This window comes from Streptomyces kanamyceticus (assembly GCF_008704495.1).
Taxonomy (GTDB): domain Bacteria; phylum Actinomycetota; class Actinomycetes; order Streptomycetales; family Streptomycetaceae; genus Streptomyces; species Streptomyces kanamyceticus.
Genome location: NZ_CP023699.1, coordinates 3082846 through 3101756 on the forward strand (window position 1 = coordinate 3082846; position 18911 = coordinate 3101756).

The 18911-nt window shown below is 71.0% G+C and carries 13 protein-coding genes; 10 read left to right on the plus strand and 3 right to left on the minus strand.

Annotation, left to right across the window (positions count from 1 at the left end):
* The first annotated feature begins 558 nt into the window (after window positions 1-558).
* The 10 genes from CP970_RS12360 (at window position 559) to CP970_RS44920 (ending at window position 14461) form a co-directional block, all read left to right on the plus strand.
* Entirely contained in the window at window positions 559-4635 is a 4077-nt protein-coding gene (locus tag CP970_RS12360) for a sensor histidine kinase (protein WP_224058389.1), read from the plus strand.
* On the plus strand, window positions 4636-5055 hold the full coding sequence (locus CP970_RS12365; protein ID WP_098244998.1) for a roadblock/LC7 domain-containing protein: 420 nt from the start codon (window positions 4636-4638) through the stop codon (window positions 5053-5055).
* A 130-nt stretch (window positions 5056-5185) separates the two neighbouring features.
* Window positions 5186-5590, plus strand: coding sequence for a DUF742 domain-containing protein (locus CP970_RS12370; protein ID WP_055552770.1), 405 nt, complete (start codon window positions 5186-5188; stop codon window positions 5588-5590).
* Window positions 5571-6155: a GTP-binding protein gene (locus CP970_RS12375; protein ID WP_055552773.1), complete on the plus strand. Its 585-nt coding sequence runs from the start codon at window positions 5571-5573 to the stop codon at window positions 6153-6155. The genes CP970_RS12370 and CP970_RS12375 overlap by 20 nt, the downstream gene beginning before the upstream one ends.
* A 339-nt stretch (window positions 6156-6494) precedes the next feature.
* Window positions 6495-9650: a sensor histidine kinase gene (locus CP970_RS12380; RefSeq protein WP_055552775.1), complete on the plus strand. Its 3156-nt coding sequence runs from the start codon at window positions 6495-6497 to the stop codon at window positions 9648-9650.
* A 10-nt stretch (window positions 9651-9660) separates the two neighbouring features.
* Entirely contained in the window at window positions 9661-10074 is a 414-nt protein-coding gene (locus CP970_RS12385; RefSeq protein WP_055564496.1) for a roadblock/LC7 domain-containing protein, read from the plus strand.
* 95 nt (window positions 10075-10169) lie between these two features.
* Window positions 10170-10760 (plus strand): DUF742 domain-containing protein, encoded by a 591-nt coding sequence (locus CP970_RS12390; RefSeq protein WP_150493286.1) that lies wholly within the window; start codon window positions 10170-10172, stop codon window positions 10758-10760.
* Window positions 10741-11325 (plus strand): GTP-binding protein, encoded by a 585-nt coding sequence (locus CP970_RS12395; protein ID WP_030361923.1) that lies wholly within the window; start codon window positions 10741-10743, stop codon window positions 11323-11325. The genes CP970_RS12390 and CP970_RS12395 overlap by 20 nt, the downstream gene beginning before the upstream one ends.
* A gap of 93 nt (window positions 11326-11418) precedes the next feature.
* Window positions 11419-13056: an NACHT domain-containing protein gene (locus tag CP970_RS44915; protein WP_224058391.1), complete on the plus strand. Its 1638-nt coding sequence runs from the start codon at window positions 11419-11421 to the stop codon at window positions 13054-13056.
* Window positions 12998-14461, plus strand: a complete 1464-nt coding sequence (locus tag CP970_RS44920) for an NACHT domain-containing protein (RefSeq protein WP_063806050.1) — start codon at window positions 12998-13000, stop codon at window positions 14459-14461. Before CP970_RS44915 ends, CP970_RS44920 begins: the two co-directional genes overlap by 59 nt.
* A gap of 44 nt (window positions 14462-14505) precedes the next feature.
* On the opposite strand, the gene CP970_RS12405 is transcribed toward CP970_RS44920, so the two are convergent.
* The 3 genes from CP970_RS12405 to CP970_RS12415 all read right to left on the minus strand — a co-directional run bounded on the left by CP970_RS12405 (window position 14506) and on the right by CP970_RS12415 (window position 18873).
* Complete coding sequence (locus CP970_RS12405; protein WP_055545924.1) at window positions 14506-14700, minus strand: acyl-CoA carboxylase subunit epsilon; 195 nt, start codon at window positions 14698-14700, stop codon at window positions 14506-14508.
* Window positions 14701-14737: 37 nt separating this feature from the next.
* On the minus strand, window positions 14738-16339 hold the full coding sequence (locus CP970_RS12410; protein ID WP_055545922.1) for an acyl-CoA carboxylase subunit beta: 1602 nt from the start codon (window positions 16337-16339) through the stop codon (window positions 14738-14740).
* Window positions 16340-16524: 185 nt separating this feature from the next.
* On the minus strand, window positions 16525-18873 hold the full coding sequence (locus tag CP970_RS12415) for a polysaccharide lyase 8 family protein (RefSeq protein WP_055545920.1): 2349 nt from the start codon (window positions 18871-18873) through the stop codon (window positions 16525-16527).
* Window positions 18874-18911: the final 38 nt, after the last annotated feature.

Genomic DNA, 18911 nt, shown 5'->3' on the forward strand with positions numbered 1-18911 from the left:
TCGGTTGGGGCGTCGCACGGTGGACGCCGCTTGTCGGATTCGCCATCCCTGTAAAGCGTCAGGCTAAACATCCAATTCCCGGCCAAAGTCCGGAAGAGGCCATGATCTTCATGTGAGTTTGCTCACGAAGGAGCGGGCAAAAGGGTCAATTCACCCCCCTGTATGGCCACTTGGAAACGGACATTGCGCCACTGAAGGCACTATTCCGCTCCTGATCATGAAGACTGGGACACCCCTTACCCCCAACTGATTTGGGGCGATGCGCCCGATTTCCCCTAGATCATTTTCTACATCTCGTGACACTGCACTCACACCGTGTCACGTAGGTCGCGGCGCGACACACGGGCCTTGTTGGAGATCCGGCACTGTGCTGGAATTCCCGGGACCGCCGCGGGATCGAACCGGCGCGCAGGGGCGCAACGCAGCGCCGAGTGGCGGCGGGGAGGGGGAGCAAGCGCCGGTCACTCACGACCACCCATGGGGCGCTTGCCGCCCCACGACGCCGACACCGTCCCGCCGTTACGCGGAGGGACGCCTGGTCCAGAGGTTGCGACGCTAGTGCAGGGACGTTTCAAGAGGGATGGCAAGGGGTCTCCCCAGGCCGACCGCGGCCGAGGGGATGCTTCGGCGGAGCCGGAGCGCGGAACCGACCGCGGCTCCTCGCCCCAGCACGCTCCGAACCCCGGCCCGGGTGCGCCCGGCGACAGCGGCCCCGGCGCCGCGCGCCAGGGGACCACGGGCCCCGGCCTGACGGCCGCCCCGGCCAAGGGCAAGGGGAAGGGTTCCGGCGCCAAGACGCCCAGCGGCCCCGGCTCCCGAATAGCCCTGCGCAACTGGCGCATCTCCACCCGCCTCGTCTCGCTGCTCGCGCTCCCCGTGATCACCGCGACCTCGCTCGGCGCGCTCCGCATCAACTCGTCCATGGACGAGATCCAGCAGCTCGACAACATGAAGCTGCTGACCGACATGACCAAGCAGGCCACCGAGCTGGCCGCCGCGCTCCAGGAGGAGCGCGACAAGTCGGCGGGCCCCCTCGCGCACGGCGCGAAGGCCACCGACTACACGGTCAAGGGCGCGCGCGACAAGACCGACCGCGTCTACCGGAACTTCCTGCAGGGCACCCAGGACCTCAACGACACCGACGGCGAGAAGGGCCTCCTCGGCGTCCGGCACAGCGCGGTCCAGATCACCCAGCAGCTCCAGGGCATCAACAAGGTCCGCAAGGACGCCTACGCCGACAAGGCCTCGACCTCACAGACCGTCGAGGCCTACAGCCAGCTCGTCGAGCAGCTGCTCGCGCTGTCGCAGGACATGGCGCAGGCGACCAGCAACCCGGACATGATCCAGCGCACCCGCGCCCTCGCCGCCTTCTCCTCGGCCAAGGAGTACGCGTCCGTACAGCGCGCGATCATCGCCGCGGCGCTGCCCGCCAACGACGACGACTACGGCAAGCTCTCCGAGACCGACCGCACCTTCGGTCTCAGCGCGAACGAGAAGGAGCGCGCGGAGCTCCAGACGTTCAGCAAGATCTACGCGGGCAACGCCGACGAGCTGACCAAGCCGATCGACGGCGGCAACCCCGGCACCAAGGCCGCCAACGAGTACGCCAAGCGCGTGCTCGAGCAGGAAGGCGGCATCAAGCTCCAGGACAAGCGGTCCTACAAGGACTGGGTCGACGCGGACACCACCAAGATCGACGCGATGTCCAAGATCGAGCTGACGCTGCTCGGCGAGATGGAGCAGAAGGCCCGCCAGCTGCGCAACGAGGCCGAGCAGTCCGCCATCCTCAACGGTGCGCTGATCCTGCTCGTGCTCGGAGTCTCGCTCGTCGGCGCCTTCGTGGTGGCGCGGTCCATGATCCGCTCGCTGCGCAGGCTGCAGGACACCGCCACGAAGGTCGCCCAGGACCGCCTGCCCGAGCTGGTCAAGCAGCTCTCCGAGTCGGACCCGCAGGACGTCGACACCTCCGTCGAGTCCGTCGGTGTGCACTCCAGGGACGAGATCGGCCAGGTGGCCGCGGCCTTCGACGACGTGCACCGCGAGGCCGTCCGCCTCGCCGCCGAACAGGCCCTCCTGCGGGGCAACGTCAACGCGATGTTCACCAACCTCTCGCGCCGTTCGCAGGGCCTCATCCAGCGCCAGCTCTCGCTCATCTCCGAGCTGGAGTCGCGCGAGGCCGACCCGGACCAGCTCTCCTCGCTCTTCAAGCTCGACCACCTCGCGACCCGCATGCGCCGTAACGGCGAGAACCTCCTCGTGCTCGCCGGTGAAGAGCCGGGACGCCGCTGGACCCGGCCCGTGCCGCTCGTCGACGTGCTCCGTGCCGCCGCCTCCGAGGTGGAGCAGTACGAGCGCATCGAGCTCTCCGCCGTACCCTCCACCGAGGTCGCGGGCCGCGTGGTCAACGACCTCGTGCACCTGCTCGCCGAGCTCCTGGAGAACGCGACCTCGTTCTCCTCGCCGCAGACCAAGGTCAAGGTCACCGGGCACGCGCTGCCCGACGGCCGCGTCCTGATCGAGATCCACGACACCGGCATCGGCCTCTCCCCCGAGGACCTCGCCGCGATCAACGAGCGGCTCGCTTCGCCGCCCACCGTGGACGTCTCGGTCTCGCGCCGCATGGGTCTGTTCGTGGTCGGCCGCCTCTCGCAGCGCCACGGCATCCGCATCCAGCTGCGCCCCTCCGACTCCGGTGGTACGACCGCGCTGGTCATGCTGCCCGTCGACGTCGCCCAGGGCGGCAAGAAGGTGCCCGGCGCGCCCTCTCCGACCGGCGGTCCCGCCGCGGCACAGGCCGCAGCGGGCGCGGCGGCGGCGCGACGCGGTGTCGGCGCGGGCAACAGCGCTCCCGGTCTGCCCGGTGGGCCAGGACGCGGCGGTCCCGGCGCGGGTGGCCAGGGCGGTCCCGGCCTGCTCGGCGCGGGTGCGCCGCCCCGCGGCCAGGTGGCGGGCTCCGGTCCGCGGGCCGCGCTCCCGGCGAGGGACGCGGGCCAGCGCCCGCCGTCCGCTCCGCAGGGCCAGCAGCAGTCCGGACTCCCGGCTCGGCCGCAGCAGGGTCAGCCGCAGCAGGGCGACCGCGCCGGTGCGGGCGCCGGTGCCTTCGGGCAGCAGGGCGGCCGCGGTGACGCGGGCGTCGCGCAGCCTCCGGTGCCGCAGCAGCGCACGAACGCCATCAACGAGCCCGGCGACCAGGGGCGTCGGCCGCAGCTGCCGCCGCGCGGCGGGCCCCGTGCCGAGCTGCCGGGTGGCAACCCGCAGCCGCGCGTGCCCAGCTGGAGCGACGAGAACGCGCAGCCGCAGGTGTCGCGCGAGCCCTTCGACACCCCGCGCGGGCACGAGGAGCACGACTCCACGGGCCAGTTCGCCCAGCCCGCCGCCCCCGTCGACGACACGCAGGGTCCCGGCTCCACGGCGCAGTTCGCGCGCCCCGACTTCGACGGGCCGCCGCCCGGCGCCCCCGAGCCGCGGCAGGACAGCGGTTCGGATGCGCAGAGCACCGGCGGCACCGACGGCACCGGCCAGTTCGTCCGCTCGGACGTGTTCGGCGGGCCGCAGGAGGCTCCGCAGAGCAGGCCGCAGGACCAGGGCAACGGCCCGGCGCCGCACGGCGGCCGGGAGATGCCCGACTACACCGTGCCGCGTCCGCCCGCCCCGCGCCGCGGCCAGGGCGACCCGAACCAGCCGAACCAGGGCATACCCCAGCAACCTGAGACCTCGTCGCAGCAGCCGGGCCAGAGCCAGGGCGGACAGCAGGACCCGCAGGGCCAGCAGGCACAGCAGGTACAGCAGGGCCAGCCGGACCCGCTCAGGGACCCGCTCAGCCAGAGCCAGCAGGATCTGCTGAACCAGCAGGCCTCCGGTCCCGGTGACGGTCGTACGCCGCTGTACGACACGCTGGAGACCAACTGGTTCCAGCAGCAGCAGAACCAGCAGGCCGCGCAGAACCAGCAGGCCGCGCAGCAGGAGCAGGCCGCGCAGCAGGAGCAGGACCGCCAGGAGCAGCAGCAGGGCCGCCAGGACCAGCAGCAGGACCAGGGCCACCAGGGCACGGACCTGTTCGGTGGCCGTGGCCAGGCACCCGAGCCGCCGCAGCGTCAGGCCCCGCAGGCGCCGCAGGCCCCCCAGCGTCCGCTGCCCTCGCGTCCCCAGCGTCAGGAGCAGGCCGCCGCGCCGTCCGCCCCGACCTCGGGCGGCAACGGCGGGTTCAACGCCTTCAACAGCTTCGGCGGGAACACCGGGAACACCGGTGCTCCCGCGAACACGGGAACCCCGACCAACGGGGCTAACGGGGCCAACACAGACAACGCGGGGAACCCGGGCAATCCCGGCAACGGCGCCGGTGCCCCCGGTACCTGGCGCACCTCCCCCAACGACGAGCTGGGCCGCCAGGCCGAGCGCGTCAGGCAGCCCACCGCGGGCGGCGTCACCACATCCGGTCTGCCGCGCCGCGTCCCGCGGGCCAATCTGGTCGCGGGCACGGCTCAGCAGCAGCAGGACAGCACAGGTCCGCAGGTCTCGCGTGCGCCCGATGACGTACGCGGCCGGCTGACGAATCTCCGTCGGGGCATCCAGCAGGGTCGCCAGGCCGGCACCGGCCAGACCGGCAGTTTCCCCACTCACCAGCAGGAGCGTTAGTTGAGTCCGAGTCAGGCGGCACAGAATCTGAACTGGCTGATCACGAACTTCGTGGACAACACCCCCGGGGTGTCCCACACGGTCGTGGTCTCCGCCGACGGCCTCCTTCTGGCGATGTCCGAGGGCTTCCCTCGGGACCGCGCCGATCAGCTGGCCGCGGTCGCGTCGGGCCTGACCTCCCTCACCGCCGGAGCCTCCCGGATCTTCGAGGGCGGTGCCGTCACCCAGACCGTGGTGGAGATGGAGCGGGGGTTCCTCTTCCTCATGTCGGTCTCCGACGGCTCGTCCCTCGCCGTGCTCGCGCACCCCGAGTGCGACATCGGCCTCGTCGGGTACGAGATGGCGCTGCTCGTCGACCGCGCGGGCGCCGTCCTGACCCCGGACCTCCGGGCCGAACTGCAGGGCAGTTTGCTCCACTAGCCCGAAGCATTGCCCTCTTCGGCCGCCCCACCGACCGAACGTACTGACCAACCGTCCGGCCGCCACACTGCCCCCACCGGCTCTGTCAGACGGCACACGCAGATGACCTGCTGTCCCGCCCGGAGGATCCATGACCCCGCCCACCGCCTCTCACAACCCGTACGGCAACGACGCGTCGTACGGAATGGAGGGCGACCAGCCGCTGGTGCGTCCCTACGCGATGACCGGCGGCCGGACCAGGCCCCGCTACCAGCTCGCCATCGAGGCGCTGGTGAGCACCACGGCCGACCCGGCCCAGCTGATGGGTCTGCTCCCCGAGCACCAGCGGATCTGCCACCTGTGCCGTGAGGTCAAGTCGGTGGCCGAGGTCTCGGCGCTCCTGTCGATGCCGCTCGGTGTGGCCCGGATCCTCGTGGCGGACCTGGCGGAGGCCGGGCTCGTCGCCATCCACCAGCCCGGCGGCGACGAGAACGCCGGTGGCCAGCCTGACGTGACACTGCTCGAAAGGGTGCTCAGTGGACTTCGCAAGCTCTAGCGGTTCGGAGGCGACCCGTTCCACCACTTCCGCGAAGATCGTGGTGGCCGGCGGCTTCGGCGTGGGCAAGACCACGTTCGTCGGGGCGGTCTCCGAGATCAACCCGCTGCGCACCGAGGCCGTCATGACGTCCGCCTCCGCGGGCATCGACGACCTGACCCACACCGGGGACAAGACGACGACCACCGTCGCCATGGACTTCGGCCGCATCACCCTGGACCAGGACCTGATCCTGTACCTCTTCGGTACGCCGGGTCAGGACCGCTTCTGGTTCATGTGGGACGACCTCGTGCGCGGCGCCATCGGCGCGGTCGTGCTCGTGGACACCCGCCGTCTCGCCGACTGCTTCCCCGCCGTCGACTACTTCGAGAACAGCGGCCTGCCGTTCGTCATCGCGCTCAACGGCTTCGACGGCCACCAGCCGTACACGCCCGACGAGGTGCGCGAAGCGCTGCAGATCGGACCGGGTACGCCGATCATCACGACGGACGCGCGACACCGTGCGGACGCAAAGAGCGGCCTGATCACATTGGTTGAACACGCACTTATGGCACGTCTCAAGTAGGCAGACCCATACGGCAGTTGCCGTAGTCCACACGGAGCGGCCTGTGTCCTTTGACACGGCCGCCACCCGTGTTCATAACGTTTCGACAGAGAATTGCCAGGTGGCCGCCACACATCGCGGTCATCTGGTGCCGCTGCGCGCACAAGAGCCCCGCCTTTTGGCGGGGCTCGCTCTTTTTGACCGTTTTATCTGAGGCTTACGCCACTTGTGACTTCCGCTTCCGACTGTTTGGAAGAGCGGCCCCTGACGTGCTGGAATGCGCTGAACTGCCCAGTAGCACGGGCTATGGAGACGACAGCGGCACGACGTGAGTGCCGCCGCCGAGAGGTTGTTGGTCGAGTGAGGCGAAGCAAGCCGAGCCCCGCGGCATCCCCCACCGGGGACGCACGGGGCAACTTCACCCCGCCGCCGCGCACAGCGGCGTCCCCCGCTGACGCGGCCGCACCCGGCACCGAGCCCCTGGCTCCCTCCGGCGGACGGATGTCCCCGCGCAACTGGCGCGTGCCCACCCGGCTGAACGCGATCCTGCTCATACCCGTGCTCGTCGGCCTCGTCATGGGCGGCTTCCAGGTCAAGGACTCCATCGACACCTGGCACGAGGCACAGGACGCCGAGAGCACCGCCCGCCTGGTGCGGGCGTCGCTGAACTACGGCAACCGCCTCATCGAAGAGCGCGACATCACCGCCGCCCCGCTGCTCAAGGGCGACCGGAACGATCCGGCCGTGCTCAAGGCCCGCAAGGCCACCGACCGCGCGGCCGACGAGTTCGACGCGGCCGCAAAGAAGATGCCCGACAAGGAGGGCCTCAACCGCCGCCTCGAGGGCTTCCACAAGGTGGAGCCGCACCTCGCCCCGCTGCGTCAGGCCGCCTACACCACCAAGCTCAGCGGCGTGAAGACCGAAGAGGGTTACGTCGCCATCCAGCACCCCCTGATGGAGTTCGCCAACGAACTCGGTCTGGGCACCGGAAACATCACCAGCTACGGCCGCACCGTCTACGCCATCTCGCTCTCCAAGGCAGCCGTCTCCCTGGAGCGCTCGATCGGCACGCACCTGCTGGTCAAGCCGGGCCCCGGCACCGGCTCGCTCACGCTGCAGCGCACCTCGCTCTCCTCGTACGCCTACCTCGAACGCATCGCCATCGAGGAGTACACCGGCGGCGGCACCCCCGAGGACGTCGCCAAGCTGGAGGACGCCAAGAAGCGGCTGACGGCCGCCGGCGAGAAGCAGGCCAAGGAGGCCGCGGCCGCCGCGAAGGCCCAGGGCAAGACGTTCGTCCCGCCGCCGTCGCAGGAGAAGATGGTCGCCGCCCTCGCCACCCTGTCGAGCACCCAGCCCAGCGCCCGGGTCGAGCTCGCCGGTGACGGCATCACGCGTGAGGCCTGGTGGGCGACGACCACCGCCAAGTTCGACGCGTACCGCACCATCGAGTCGGACCTCGCGGACAAGGCCGTGGACGAGGCGTCCGACATCGCCGCCGGGGCCCAGCGCGACGCGTACATCTCCGGTGCCGTCGTGGTCCTCGCGCTGCTCGCCGCCTTCATCCTCGCCGGGCTCATGGCCCGCCAGATGTCCCGCTCGATGCGCCAGCTGCGCACCGCCGCCTTCGGCATCGCCGAGCAGCGCCTGCCGATGCTGGTCGACCAGCTCTCGCGCACCGACCCGGGCCGTGTCGACACCCGGGTCCAGCCCATCCCGATCACCTCCACGGACGAGATCGGCGAGGTGGCCCGCGCCTTCGACCAGGTGCACCGCGAGGCGGTCAGGCTCGCCGCCGAGCAGGCCCTGCTCCGCGGCAACATCAACGCGATCTTCACCAACCTCTCGCGCCGCAACCAGTCGCTGATCGAGGGCCAGTTGACCCTCATCACCGACCTGGAGAACAACGAGGCCGACCCGGACCAGCTGGAGAGCCTCTTCCGCCTGGACCACCTGGCGACCCGCATGCGCCGCAACGGCGAGAACCTCCTCGTCCTCTCCGGCGAGGAGCCGGGCCGCCGCTGGGACCAGCCGGTCCCGCTGGTCGACGTGTTGCGCGCCGCCTCCTCCGAGGTGGAGCAGTACGAGCGCATCGAGCTGTCCGGCGTACCCGAGGCCGAGATCCACGGCCTGGCCGTGACCGACCTCGTGCACCTGCTCGCCGAGCTCCTGGAGAACGCCACCACGTTCTCCTCGCCGCAGACCAAGGTCCGCGTCACCGCGACCCGGCTGCCCGACGGCCGCGTCATGGTCGAGATCCACGACAAGGGCATCGGCCTCACCGCCGAGGACTTCGCGGACATCAACCACAAGCTGGCCAACCCGCCGACCGTGGACGCCGCGATCTCGCAGCGCATGGGCCTGTTCGTGGTCGGCCGCCTCTCCGACCGGCACGGCATCCGCGTCCAGCTGCGCCCCTCGGGCGAGCAGGCGGGCACCACCTCGCTCGTCATGCTGCCGGACGGGATCACGCACGGTGGCGGTGGCGATCACCACGCGCAGGACCCCGAGTTCACCGTCTCCTCGATCATCCCCGAGCAGCAGGCGCTGGCGCCCGAGCCGCTGCGCACGGCCGCGGAGCTCGGCTTCGACGACACCCGCTACCCCGGTGACGGCGGCGAGGCGCAGCACGGACTCGACCCGGTCGGCCGTTCGCTGATGCGCGAGGAGCGCCGCGCGGCCCTCGAGGCGCAGGCCCACCAGCCCGAGGGTCACCGTCCGCTCTTCCGCGACGAGATCGAACCGCAGCAGCAGCCTCCGCGGCAGGGTGCGTACGAACAGCAGGCTCCTGTCTACGACGGGCAGCAGCAGATCGCGTACGACCAGGGGCAGCAGTACGGCAACGACCAGTACGGGAACGAGCAGTACGGCGACCAGTACGGCAACGACCAGTACGGCAACCAGCAGTACGCCCCCGGCCAGTACGCCGAAGAGCAGCACACCGGTGAGCAGTACTACCCGGCCCAGGACGGCTACCAGGACCCCCAGATCTCCTATCCGGAGCGGTCCCGCCAGGACGACTGGCCCAGTGGTGACGGCTATCAGCCCGAGTACGGCCAGGAACCGGAATCCGCTCCGGCGGTCGACGCCGAGCGCGTAGGCTTCGACCGGCCGGGACCCGCTCCGTCCGCCGTCCACGAGATGACCGACGCGGGCCTCCCCCGCCGGGGCTCCTCCGCCTCGAACGGAAACGGAAGCGCTCCCGACGCGAACGAGGGTCCCGAGGACTGGCGTTCGTCCAACGACGAGCGCTGGCAGCGGGCCGAGCGCCTCAAGGAGCCGAAGGCGGGCGGGATCACCCCGTCCGGGCTCCCGCGGCGGGTGCCCAAGGCCAACCTGGTCGAGGGCACCGCGGAACAGACCCCACAGGGCGGCCCCCAGGTCTCCCGCGATCCCGAGGAAGTGCGGGGCAGGCTGAGCAACCTGCGCCGCGGCGTCCAGCGGGGCCGCACCGCAAGCAGTGACACGAATGGCCAGGGCTTCAGCCCTGATAGCACCTACAACCAGGAGCGTTAGTGTGAGCCCGATGAGCCAGGCGGCGCAGAACCTGAACTGGTTGATCACCAACTTCGTGGACAACACCCCCGGGGTGTCCCACACCGTGGTGGTCTCCGCCGACGGACTCCTTCTGGCGATGTCCGAAGGCTTCCCGCGTGACCGAGCCGACCAGCTCGCGGCCGTCGCCTCGGGTCTGACCTCGCTGACCGCCGGGGCCTCCCGGATCTTCGAGGGCGGCTCCGTGACCCAGACCGTTGTGGAGATGGAGCGAGGATTTCTCTTCATCATGTCCATCTCCGACGGCTCCTCCCTCGCCGTACTCGCCCACCCGGATGCGGACATCGGTCTCGTTGGGTACGAAATGGCACTTCTTGTCGATCGTGCGGGCACGGTGCTCACACCGGACCTGCGCGCGGAGCTCCAGGGGAGCCTTCTCAACTAACAGACAGACGGTGCGTTTTCGCGCCTCGTGGCCGTAAGGTTTCGGGACGCGGCTCCACAGTGATGGTGCCCGGCACAGTTGGAGGAGGAAGCAACGTGGCAACACCCCCAGACGGTTCGTCTTCGGCGCACTGGTCCCCTGGTCAAGGCCAGGGCGGTCAGCACGACGGCGGCCCGAACCGGTACAACTTCCCCTCCGCCCCGAGCCACCGCCGCCAGCCCTACACCCCGCCCCAGCAGCAGCCCCAGGCTCCCGGACCGCGCCCGTACGACCAGGGACCCGGCCGAATCCAGCCGGTCCAGCCCCAACGGCGCGCCCCCGAACCGGCGCCCGCGGGGTCCGTGAACAACCCCCTGGTGCGCCCGTACGCCATGACGGGCGGCCGCACCAGGCCCCGCTACCAGCTCGCCATCGAGGCGCTGGTGCACACCACCGCACAACCGCACCAGTTGCAGGGCCAGTTGCCCGAGCATCAGCGCATCTGCAACTTGTGCCGGGAGATCAAGTCGGTCGCCGAGATCTCGGCGCTCCTGTCCATCCCCCTCGGCGTCGCCCGGATCCTCGTAGCCGACCTGGCGGAGGCCGGACTTGTCGCCATCCATCAGCCCGGCGGCGACGATACCGCCGGCGGCCAGCCAGACGTGACACTGCTCGAAAGGGTGCTCAGTGGACTTCGCAAGCTCTAGCGGCGGAGCAACAGCCCGCTCCACCACCAGCGCGAAAATCGTGGTGGCGGGCGGCTTCGGCGTGGGCAAGACCACGTTCGTCGGGGCGGTCTCTGAGATCAACCCGCTGCGCACCGAGGCCGTCATGACGTCCGCCTCCGCGGGCATCGACGACCTGACCCATACCGGAGACAAGACCACCACGACGGTGGCCATGGACTTCGGTCGCATCACCCTGGACCAGGACCTCATCCTGTACCTCTTCGGTACGCCGGGTCAGGACCGATTCTGGTTCATGTGGGACGACTTGGTCCGTGGCGCCATCGGCGCGGTCGTCCTGGTCGACACGAGGCGGCTCGCCGACTGCTTCCCCGCCGTCGACTACTTCGAGAACTCCGGACTTCCGTTCGTCATCGCGCTCAACGGCTTCGACGGCCACCAGCCGTACACGCCCGACGAGGTGCGCGAGGCACTGCAGATCGGACCCGACACCCCGATCATCACGACCGACGCGCGACACCGCGCCGACGCGAAGAGCGCGCTGATCACGCTGGTCGAGCACGCGCTGATGGCGCGCCTGCGGTAGCGCTCGCGCTGTACGTGCCCGAGGGCGGGGTCGGTTCACCACGAATGCGGTGAACCGACCCCGCCCTCGGGTGTGTTCGCCGACAATGCGCACATGAGTGCTGAGGCGGCTGCGCTGCGGCTTGGCTCGACGATCGCGACGCGGGCGGTGCGCCTGTGGCTCGCGCCCAAGGAGCGGGCGCAGCAGGCGGGCTCGCCGATGGGCGAGCTGATCCGGCTGCGGGTGCCGGGGCTGCGCGCTCAGCGGAGCGTGGAACGGCAGTTCCAGCAGATCGCGGACGCGGTCGCGGCCCGCGTGCAGCCGTTGCTCGAACACGAGTTCCGAGGGCTCACCGAGAACGGCAGGGAGGCGGTCCTCGCCGCGGTCACCGACACCTTCGTACGGGCCGACCTCTCGGACGAGACCGTCCTCGGCTCGGACCTGGTCCCCGCCGAGCTCGCCCGCCGCATCCGGGCGTCGGCACCGGTGCCGAGCGGCTTCTCCGAGGTGGAGACGCGCTTCTACGAGGTGATCGTGGGCGAGTGCTGCGACTGCTACGTACGCGTACTGCGCCGCCTGCCGGTGTTCACCGAACGCGCGGTGACCGAGCTGCTCGCCCGGGCCACCACCTTCGGCGACGAACTGGAGAAGGTCCTGGAGCGGCTGCCCGCCCGCTCGCTGTACGCGCCGGAGGGCACCGGCCAGGACGAGGCGTTCCGGCGCGAGTACCTGGGCCTGGTGAGCCGCTCCCTCGACGAGATCGAACTGTTCGGCCTCGGCCCCTCCGAACGGGCCCCGCGCACCAAGCTGTCGGTGGCGTACGTGAGCCTGCGGGCGACCGGGGACGACCGCGGGCACACCCCGGACGCCGTCAGGGCCATGCCGCGCGCGGGCGCCGGGCAGTGGCAGGAGCACGACTCCGAGCGCGCCGCCAGCATGCGCGTGGAGGCCGCCCTCAAGGACTCCCCCCGGGTGCTGCTCCGGGGAGAGGCGGGGTCGGGCAAGACGACACTGCTCCAGTGGCTCGCGGTGACGGCCGCGCGGGGGACGTTCACCGGACCGCTGGCCGAGTGGAACGGGCTGATCCCGGTCCTCATCAAACTGCGGCAGTACGCCGCGAGCGCCCTGCCCTCCCCGGAGGAGATGCTGGACCGGTCGGCGGCGCCGGTCGCCGGTCTGATGCCCGCGGGCTGGATGCACCGGGCGTTCGCCGACGGACGGGTGCTGCTCCTGGTGGACGGCGTGGACGAGCTGCTCGCCGACCCGCGCCGCGGCATCCGCGACTGGCTGCGCACCCTGTTGAACAGCTACGGCAAGACCCGGGTCATCGTCACCTCGCGGCCCGCGGAGGAGCGCCTCGACTGGCTGCGCGCGGAAGAGTTCGGCACCCTGCACCTGGAGCGGATGACACCGGCCGACCTCACCTCGTTCATCCGCCGGTGGCACCAGGCCGTGAGCGGCCACGAGGCGGACCTGCCGTGTCTCTCGGAGGACCTCCCGCGCTACGAGCGGTCCTTGCTGACGAGCATCAAGGACCGCCCGCACCTGCAGTCCCTGGCCACGAACCCGCTGCTCGCCGCGCTGCTGTGCGCCATGCACCTGGCCCGCCGCGGCCAGCTGCCGCGCAACCGCATGGAGCTGTACCGGATGGCGCTGGAGGTCCTGGTGCAGCAGCGGGACGCGGACCGGGGGGGTGCACAACGAGCTGTCGGCGCGCCTGACGCTCACCGACAAGCTCTGCGTCCTGCGTGACCTGGCCTGGCGCCTGTCCGACAACAACCGCTCCGAGATCGCCGTCGACCAGGCGGCCAGGCACGTGACCGCGAAGCTGGCCGGCATGCGGCACCTCCAGGGACTCGAAGGACCCGACGTACTGAACCATCTGCTGCACCGCTCCGGTGTGCTGCGCTCGTCGGCCGAGGGCAGTCTGGACTTCCTGCACCGGACGTTCCAGGAGTACCTCGCGGCGAGCGAGGCCGCCGTCGAGGACCGGATCGGGAACCTGGTGGAACGGGCCCACCTGGACCTGTGGCGGGAGACCGTGATCATGGCCGCGGGCCATGCGAACCGGACCCAGCAGGGGGCGCTGCTCCACGGCATCCTGGAGCGGGCCGCGCAGGAGCCGCGGCACACGCGGGCCCTGTGGCTGGTGGCGGCCTCCTGCCAGGAGACCATGCCGTCCGTGCCGCACGCCCTGGGCATGCGCCTGGACAGCACGCTGGCCCGGCTGATCCCGCCCCAGCGGCCTTCGGAGGCGGAGTACCTGGCGGCCGTGGGAACTCCCCTGCTCAGACGGCTGCCGCCGTCCCTGGACCGGCTGACCGACGCGGCCGCCGAGGCCACCGTCCTCACCAGCGTGCGGATCGGCGGCGAGGGCGCGCTGGCCAATCTGGCGCGGTACGCGAGGGACCCGAGGAGGAACGTGCGCCGGCTCCTCGCGCGCGCCTGGGAGTACTTCGACGCCGAGGAGTACGGCGGCCGGGTGCTGCGGCAGCTGCCGCTGGACGAGCTGGCGCTGCACCTCACCCACGTCGGGCAGCGGGTCGCCGTGGCCCGGCTCCCCGAGGTCCGCTGGCTGGTGGTGGACCTCTCCGCCGCCCAGGACCTGACCGGCCTCGACCAACTGCCGCCGCTACGGGGCCTGTTCCTGGACGGGCTGCGCGGGGAAACCGACCTCTCCCCCGTGACCGCCCGCCCGGAGCTGGAGGCGCTGGGCCTTGCGGGGCAGGGGCACTTGCGGAACGTGCGGTTCGACGGGTTGGGAGCGCTGGCCATGCTGGCCCTGCGGTCGTGGTCGTCGCTGCCGCCGCTCGATGAGCTGGCCCTGCCCGGTTCGCTGGCCGAGCTGGAGCTGAACAAGATCTCCGAGGGGTACGACCTGACGGCGCTGGACCGGCTCCCCCACCTGTCCCGGCTGGTCCTGGTGGGCAGCGGCCGGCCGCGCGGCATCGACGAGATGGTGCGCTCGGGCCGGCTGACGGCCCTGGAGCTGTGCGGTTTCGACCTCGGCGACTGGCCGCCGCTGCGCGGCGCCTTCCCCCGGTGTCTGCGGTTCGCCTCCGAATGCGTCCTGCCGTTCGGCCTGGAGCTGCCGCCCACGTGCACGATCCGCAGCTGCCGCACTCCGGACGGCCGCACCCACCGCAGGAACAGCTGAGCCCCGCCCTCCGGTGGGAGGGCGGGGCAGCCGTGAGCGGGGAATCAGCCCTGCCAGCTGTGCGGCGCCCGGAAGCCCGGGGTGCGCTCCAGGCGGCGCCAGCCCGCCCTGTCGCGGCCGCGGCGGGCCGCCGGAGCGGTGGGCTGGGCCGCGGCGCGGGCCAGCAGGACGGCGGTGATGGCCGCGACCTCTTCGGGGTCGGCGTGGCCCTTCTCGACGCGGATGTCGGGGGTGGTCATGTGCAGCGTTCTCCTTGTGGGCTACTGCGGCGCAGGATTACTGCGGAGGGTTGCCGTGCTTGCGCGAGGGCAGGTCGGCGTGCTTGTTGCGGAGCATCGCGAGGGACTTGATGAGCACCTCGCGGGTCTCGGCGGGGTCGATGACGTCATCGACGAGGCCGCGCTCCGCCGCGTAGTAGGGGTGCATCAGCTCGGCCTTGTACTCCTTGACCATGCGCGCGCGCATGGCCTCGGGGTCGTCGGCGGCGGCGATCTGACGCCGGAAGATCACGTTGGCGGCGCCCTCGGCGCCCATCACCGCGATCTCGTTGGTGGGCCACGCGTAGGTCAGGTCCGCGCCGATGGACTGCGAGTCCATGACGATGTACGCGCCGCCGTAGGCCTTGCGCAGGATCAGCGAGATCCGCGGCACGGTCGCGTTGCAGTACGCGTAGAGCAGCTTGGCGCCGTGCCGGATGATTCCGCCGTGCTCCTGGTCGACACCGGGCAGGAAGCCGGGGACGTCGAGCAGGGTGAGGATCGGGATGTTGAAGGCGTCGCACATCTGCACGAAGCGGGCGGCCTTCTCGGACGCCTCGATGTCCAGGACACCGGCCAGCGACTGCGGCTGGTTGGCGACGATGCCGACGACCTTGCCGTCCAGGCGGGCCAGGGCGCAGATGATGTTGCGCGCCCAGCGCTCGTGGATCTCCAGGTAGTCGCCGTCGTCGACGAGCTCCTCGATGACCTTGGTCATGTCGTACGGACGGTTGCCGTCCGCGGGGACCAGGTCGAGCAGGACGTCCGAGCGGCGCTCGGCCGGGTCCTCCGACTCGTGCGCCGGCGGGTTCTCCCGGTTGTTGGAGGGGAGCATCGAGATCAGGTAGCGGACCTCGGCCAGGCAGGTCTCTTCGTCGTCGTACGCGAAGTGGCACACGCCCGACGTCTCGGCGTGCACGTCGGCGCCGCCCAGGCCGTTCTGCGAGATCTCCTCGCCGGTCACCGCGCGGACCACGTCGGGTCCCGTGATGAACATCTGCGAGGTCTCGCGGACCATGAACACGAAGTCGGTCAGGGCGGGCGAGTAGGCCGCGCCGCCCGCGCACGGGCCGAGCATCACCGAGATCTGCGGGATGACGCCGGACGCCTTGGTGTTGCGCTGGAAGATGCCGCCGTACCCGGCGAGGGCGGAGACGCCCTCCTGGATGCGGGCGCCCGCGCCGTCGTTCAGGGAGACCAGCGGGGCACCGGCCGCGATGGCCATGTCCATGATCTTGTGGATCTTGGTGGCGTGGGCCTCGCCCAGGGCGCCGCCGAAGATCCGGAAGTCGTGGGCGTAGACGAAGACCGTGCGGCCCTCCACCGTGCCCCAGCCGGTGATGACACCGTCGGTGTACGGCTTCTTCGCCTCCAGGCCGAAGCCGGTGGCGCGGTGCCTGCGCAGCTGCTCGACCTCGTTGAACGAATCCGGGTCGAGGAGCAGCTCGATCCGCTCGCGTGCGGTCAGCTTGCCCTTGGCGTGCTGCGCCTCGGTCGCCTTCTCGCTGGGCCCGCGCAGCGCCTGGGCACGGATCCCGTGCAGCTCGGCCACGCGGCCACGCGCGTCGGTGGGCTCGCCCGCCGAATCACCGGCGGAAGCGGTCTCGTCCAAAACGGTCATGGATCGACCTTACGGAGCAGCGCCATGGAAACGGACCGTCGACTCTGTACAGTCTCCGGGCCGTTTTCCTGGCAGCCCCGAACAGAAGAGGGCGGGGTTACTGAAGAAGTGACTGTTCAGCCCCCCGCCAGCTGTAGGGATTCCACAAAAGATCCCTCCGGAAGCGATCCTTCCGGGGACCCGGGTCAGATGAGAGACACCTCACACCGGTGACTCGCGCACGCGGTCCCCGGCGCGATCCGCAGCCGCAAGGCCCCGCCCGTGCCGAGCACCTCCACCGAAGGATCCTTGCCGACGACCCGGAGTCCTGGCCGGTTCCAGGTGAATTCGAGGGGTTCTCCGGTGCGCGGAGGCTCGCTCACATGAACCGTAGCGCTTCTCCCCCGGCGGCGGACCAGCACGCTCGCGGGCCGGGAGACGGCGATCTTCCCGGCCCGTCCCGCCTGCCAGAAGTTGGCCGCGGTCAGGCCGAGCGAGTCGACGGCCACTGCCTGGACCGTGGCCGAATTGGTGAGGACCGACAACCAGCCCCGGTCGCGGGAGCGGGCCGCGAGGGTGCGGCGCGAGGCTCCCGGCATGAGCACGTAGACGTACGCGGCGTCCTCGGGGTCGGTGCCGTGGTCGAGCCAGAGCGTCTGCCAGCGGCGGGTGCGGCGCTCCGTGGAGCTGGTGGAGTTGATGTCGGACCAGGCTCCGGTGCGCTCCTCGCGGAGGGTCTTCAGGGCCCCGGTGCCGCCGGGGAAGACCCAGCCGCCGTGCCCTTCGAGATGGGCCCAGCGCGGTTCTCGGCGGTCGTCGAGGGTGAGGGCCGCGGTGCCCGCCTCGCCCAGGTTGCGGTTGTCGACGACCGTCTCGACGGGGACGCCGTCGGTCGCGGTGATCCCCGCCCCGAGGCAGATCACGGCGTCGGCCACACAGAACCACGACTTGCGGGCCTGAAGGGTCGAGCCGAGGCCCTTGAGGTGCTGGCCGACCGCGGCGAACTCGCCGTCCGTGGCCCCGCCGACCCAGCTCACCGCGGGCCTGGCCGCGCCCCACTCGCCGCCCGCCCCGTCGGCGAGCCGCTTGGTGGACACGGTCGTGCCGGGCAGCCGGTAGGGGTCGACGGTCGGCCAGAACCAGTCGGTGAACTGGTCCGACGGCTTTCCCGCGGGCCACCAGGAGAGCATTCCGGCGCCCGTGTGCCAGCCGCGCGGGTTCTCGCCGTTGCCGCACTCGTAGTACGAGATCCGCTCCGAGGCCAGCGAGAGGCTCGCGGCGAAACCGGGGCGGCGGTGCACGGCACGGTCCATGGCGGCGAAGAGCCGGTGCCCGACCGGCTCGGGCGCGGCCCGCACGGCGGAGTCCGCCACCGCGTGCAGGCGGGCGAGGTCGGCGACGCCGAGCTGCCGGGCGGCCAGGATCGGGGTGACGGTGTCCCGCTCGATCCAGCCCTTGATCCGCGCGTGCCAGCGGGTGCGCTCCGCGGGGCTCGCGCCGCCCGCGAGCATGGCCATGGCGGCGATCAGGCCCTGCCCGTGGAAGTGGTCGCTGCGCATGATCTTGCGGTCGTCGCCCTTGAGGTAACCGCGGCTGACGGCACGGCCGTTGACGCTGTCCATGGCGAGGCCGTCCAGGACGAGGGGGGCATAGGCGTGCTCCACGCTGTCCAGGATGATCTGCTTCTCGGGGTCCTCGACCTCCCACGTCGACCCGGCGAGCAGGGCGAACAGCCGCCCGAGTCCATCGAGCATGACCTGGCCGTACGTCCCGGAGTAGGCGACCCAGGTGTGCTGGATGAACGAGCCGTCCGCGTAGAGGCCGTCGCCCTTGGTGACGTACGGGAAGACCGGCGAGAGCGCGTCGCGGGCGAGGGCGACCTTGGCCGGGTTCCGGCCGAGGACGCCGCGCAGGGCGACGGAGCGGCACAGGTCCACGCGGTTGGCGCCGGTCGACGTGCCGGTGTAGTCGCCGATCGCGGAGTCGGGGACGAAGTGGTCGACGGCGGCGAAGGCGGCCTCGCGCCGTTCCTCGGTGAGCTCGTCGTACAGCGCGGCCACGATGTCCATCAGGAGGCGCGGGCTGCCGATCTGCCACTCCCACCAGTTGCCGTAGCGGGTGGTGGACGCGTTGTAGACGGTGGCGCCCACGTGGTCGAGCCCGCGCAGGATGCCGTCGAGCAGTCCGGCGTCCCCGGTGGACCCCGTCCCCTCGTACACGTACGCCTGGGTCATCGTCCACAGCCTGCTGTAGCTGAGGGTGATGCCTGCCGGCGGGTCGAACGGGGCGGTGGGCCACAGGGAGTTGGCGGCGGGAGCCATCGACGCCCGGAAGCCGCGCGCGAGTTCGCCGATCTCCTTCAGACGGGCGGCGTACGGCTCGGCGGTGGGGTCGTAGCCGGTACCGAGGGATATCTCCAGCCAGCGCTTGCGCAGGGTCTCGAACTCGTCGTCCGCTTCGGCGGCGTACACCTGGGAAGGGAGGTTCAACATGGCGGCGGCTCCGGCCGTACCGAAAGCGGTTGCGGCGAGAAATGTGCGACGGGTGGGCGTCATGCGACAGGGGCCTATCAACAGATAGAAAGCGCTGTCTA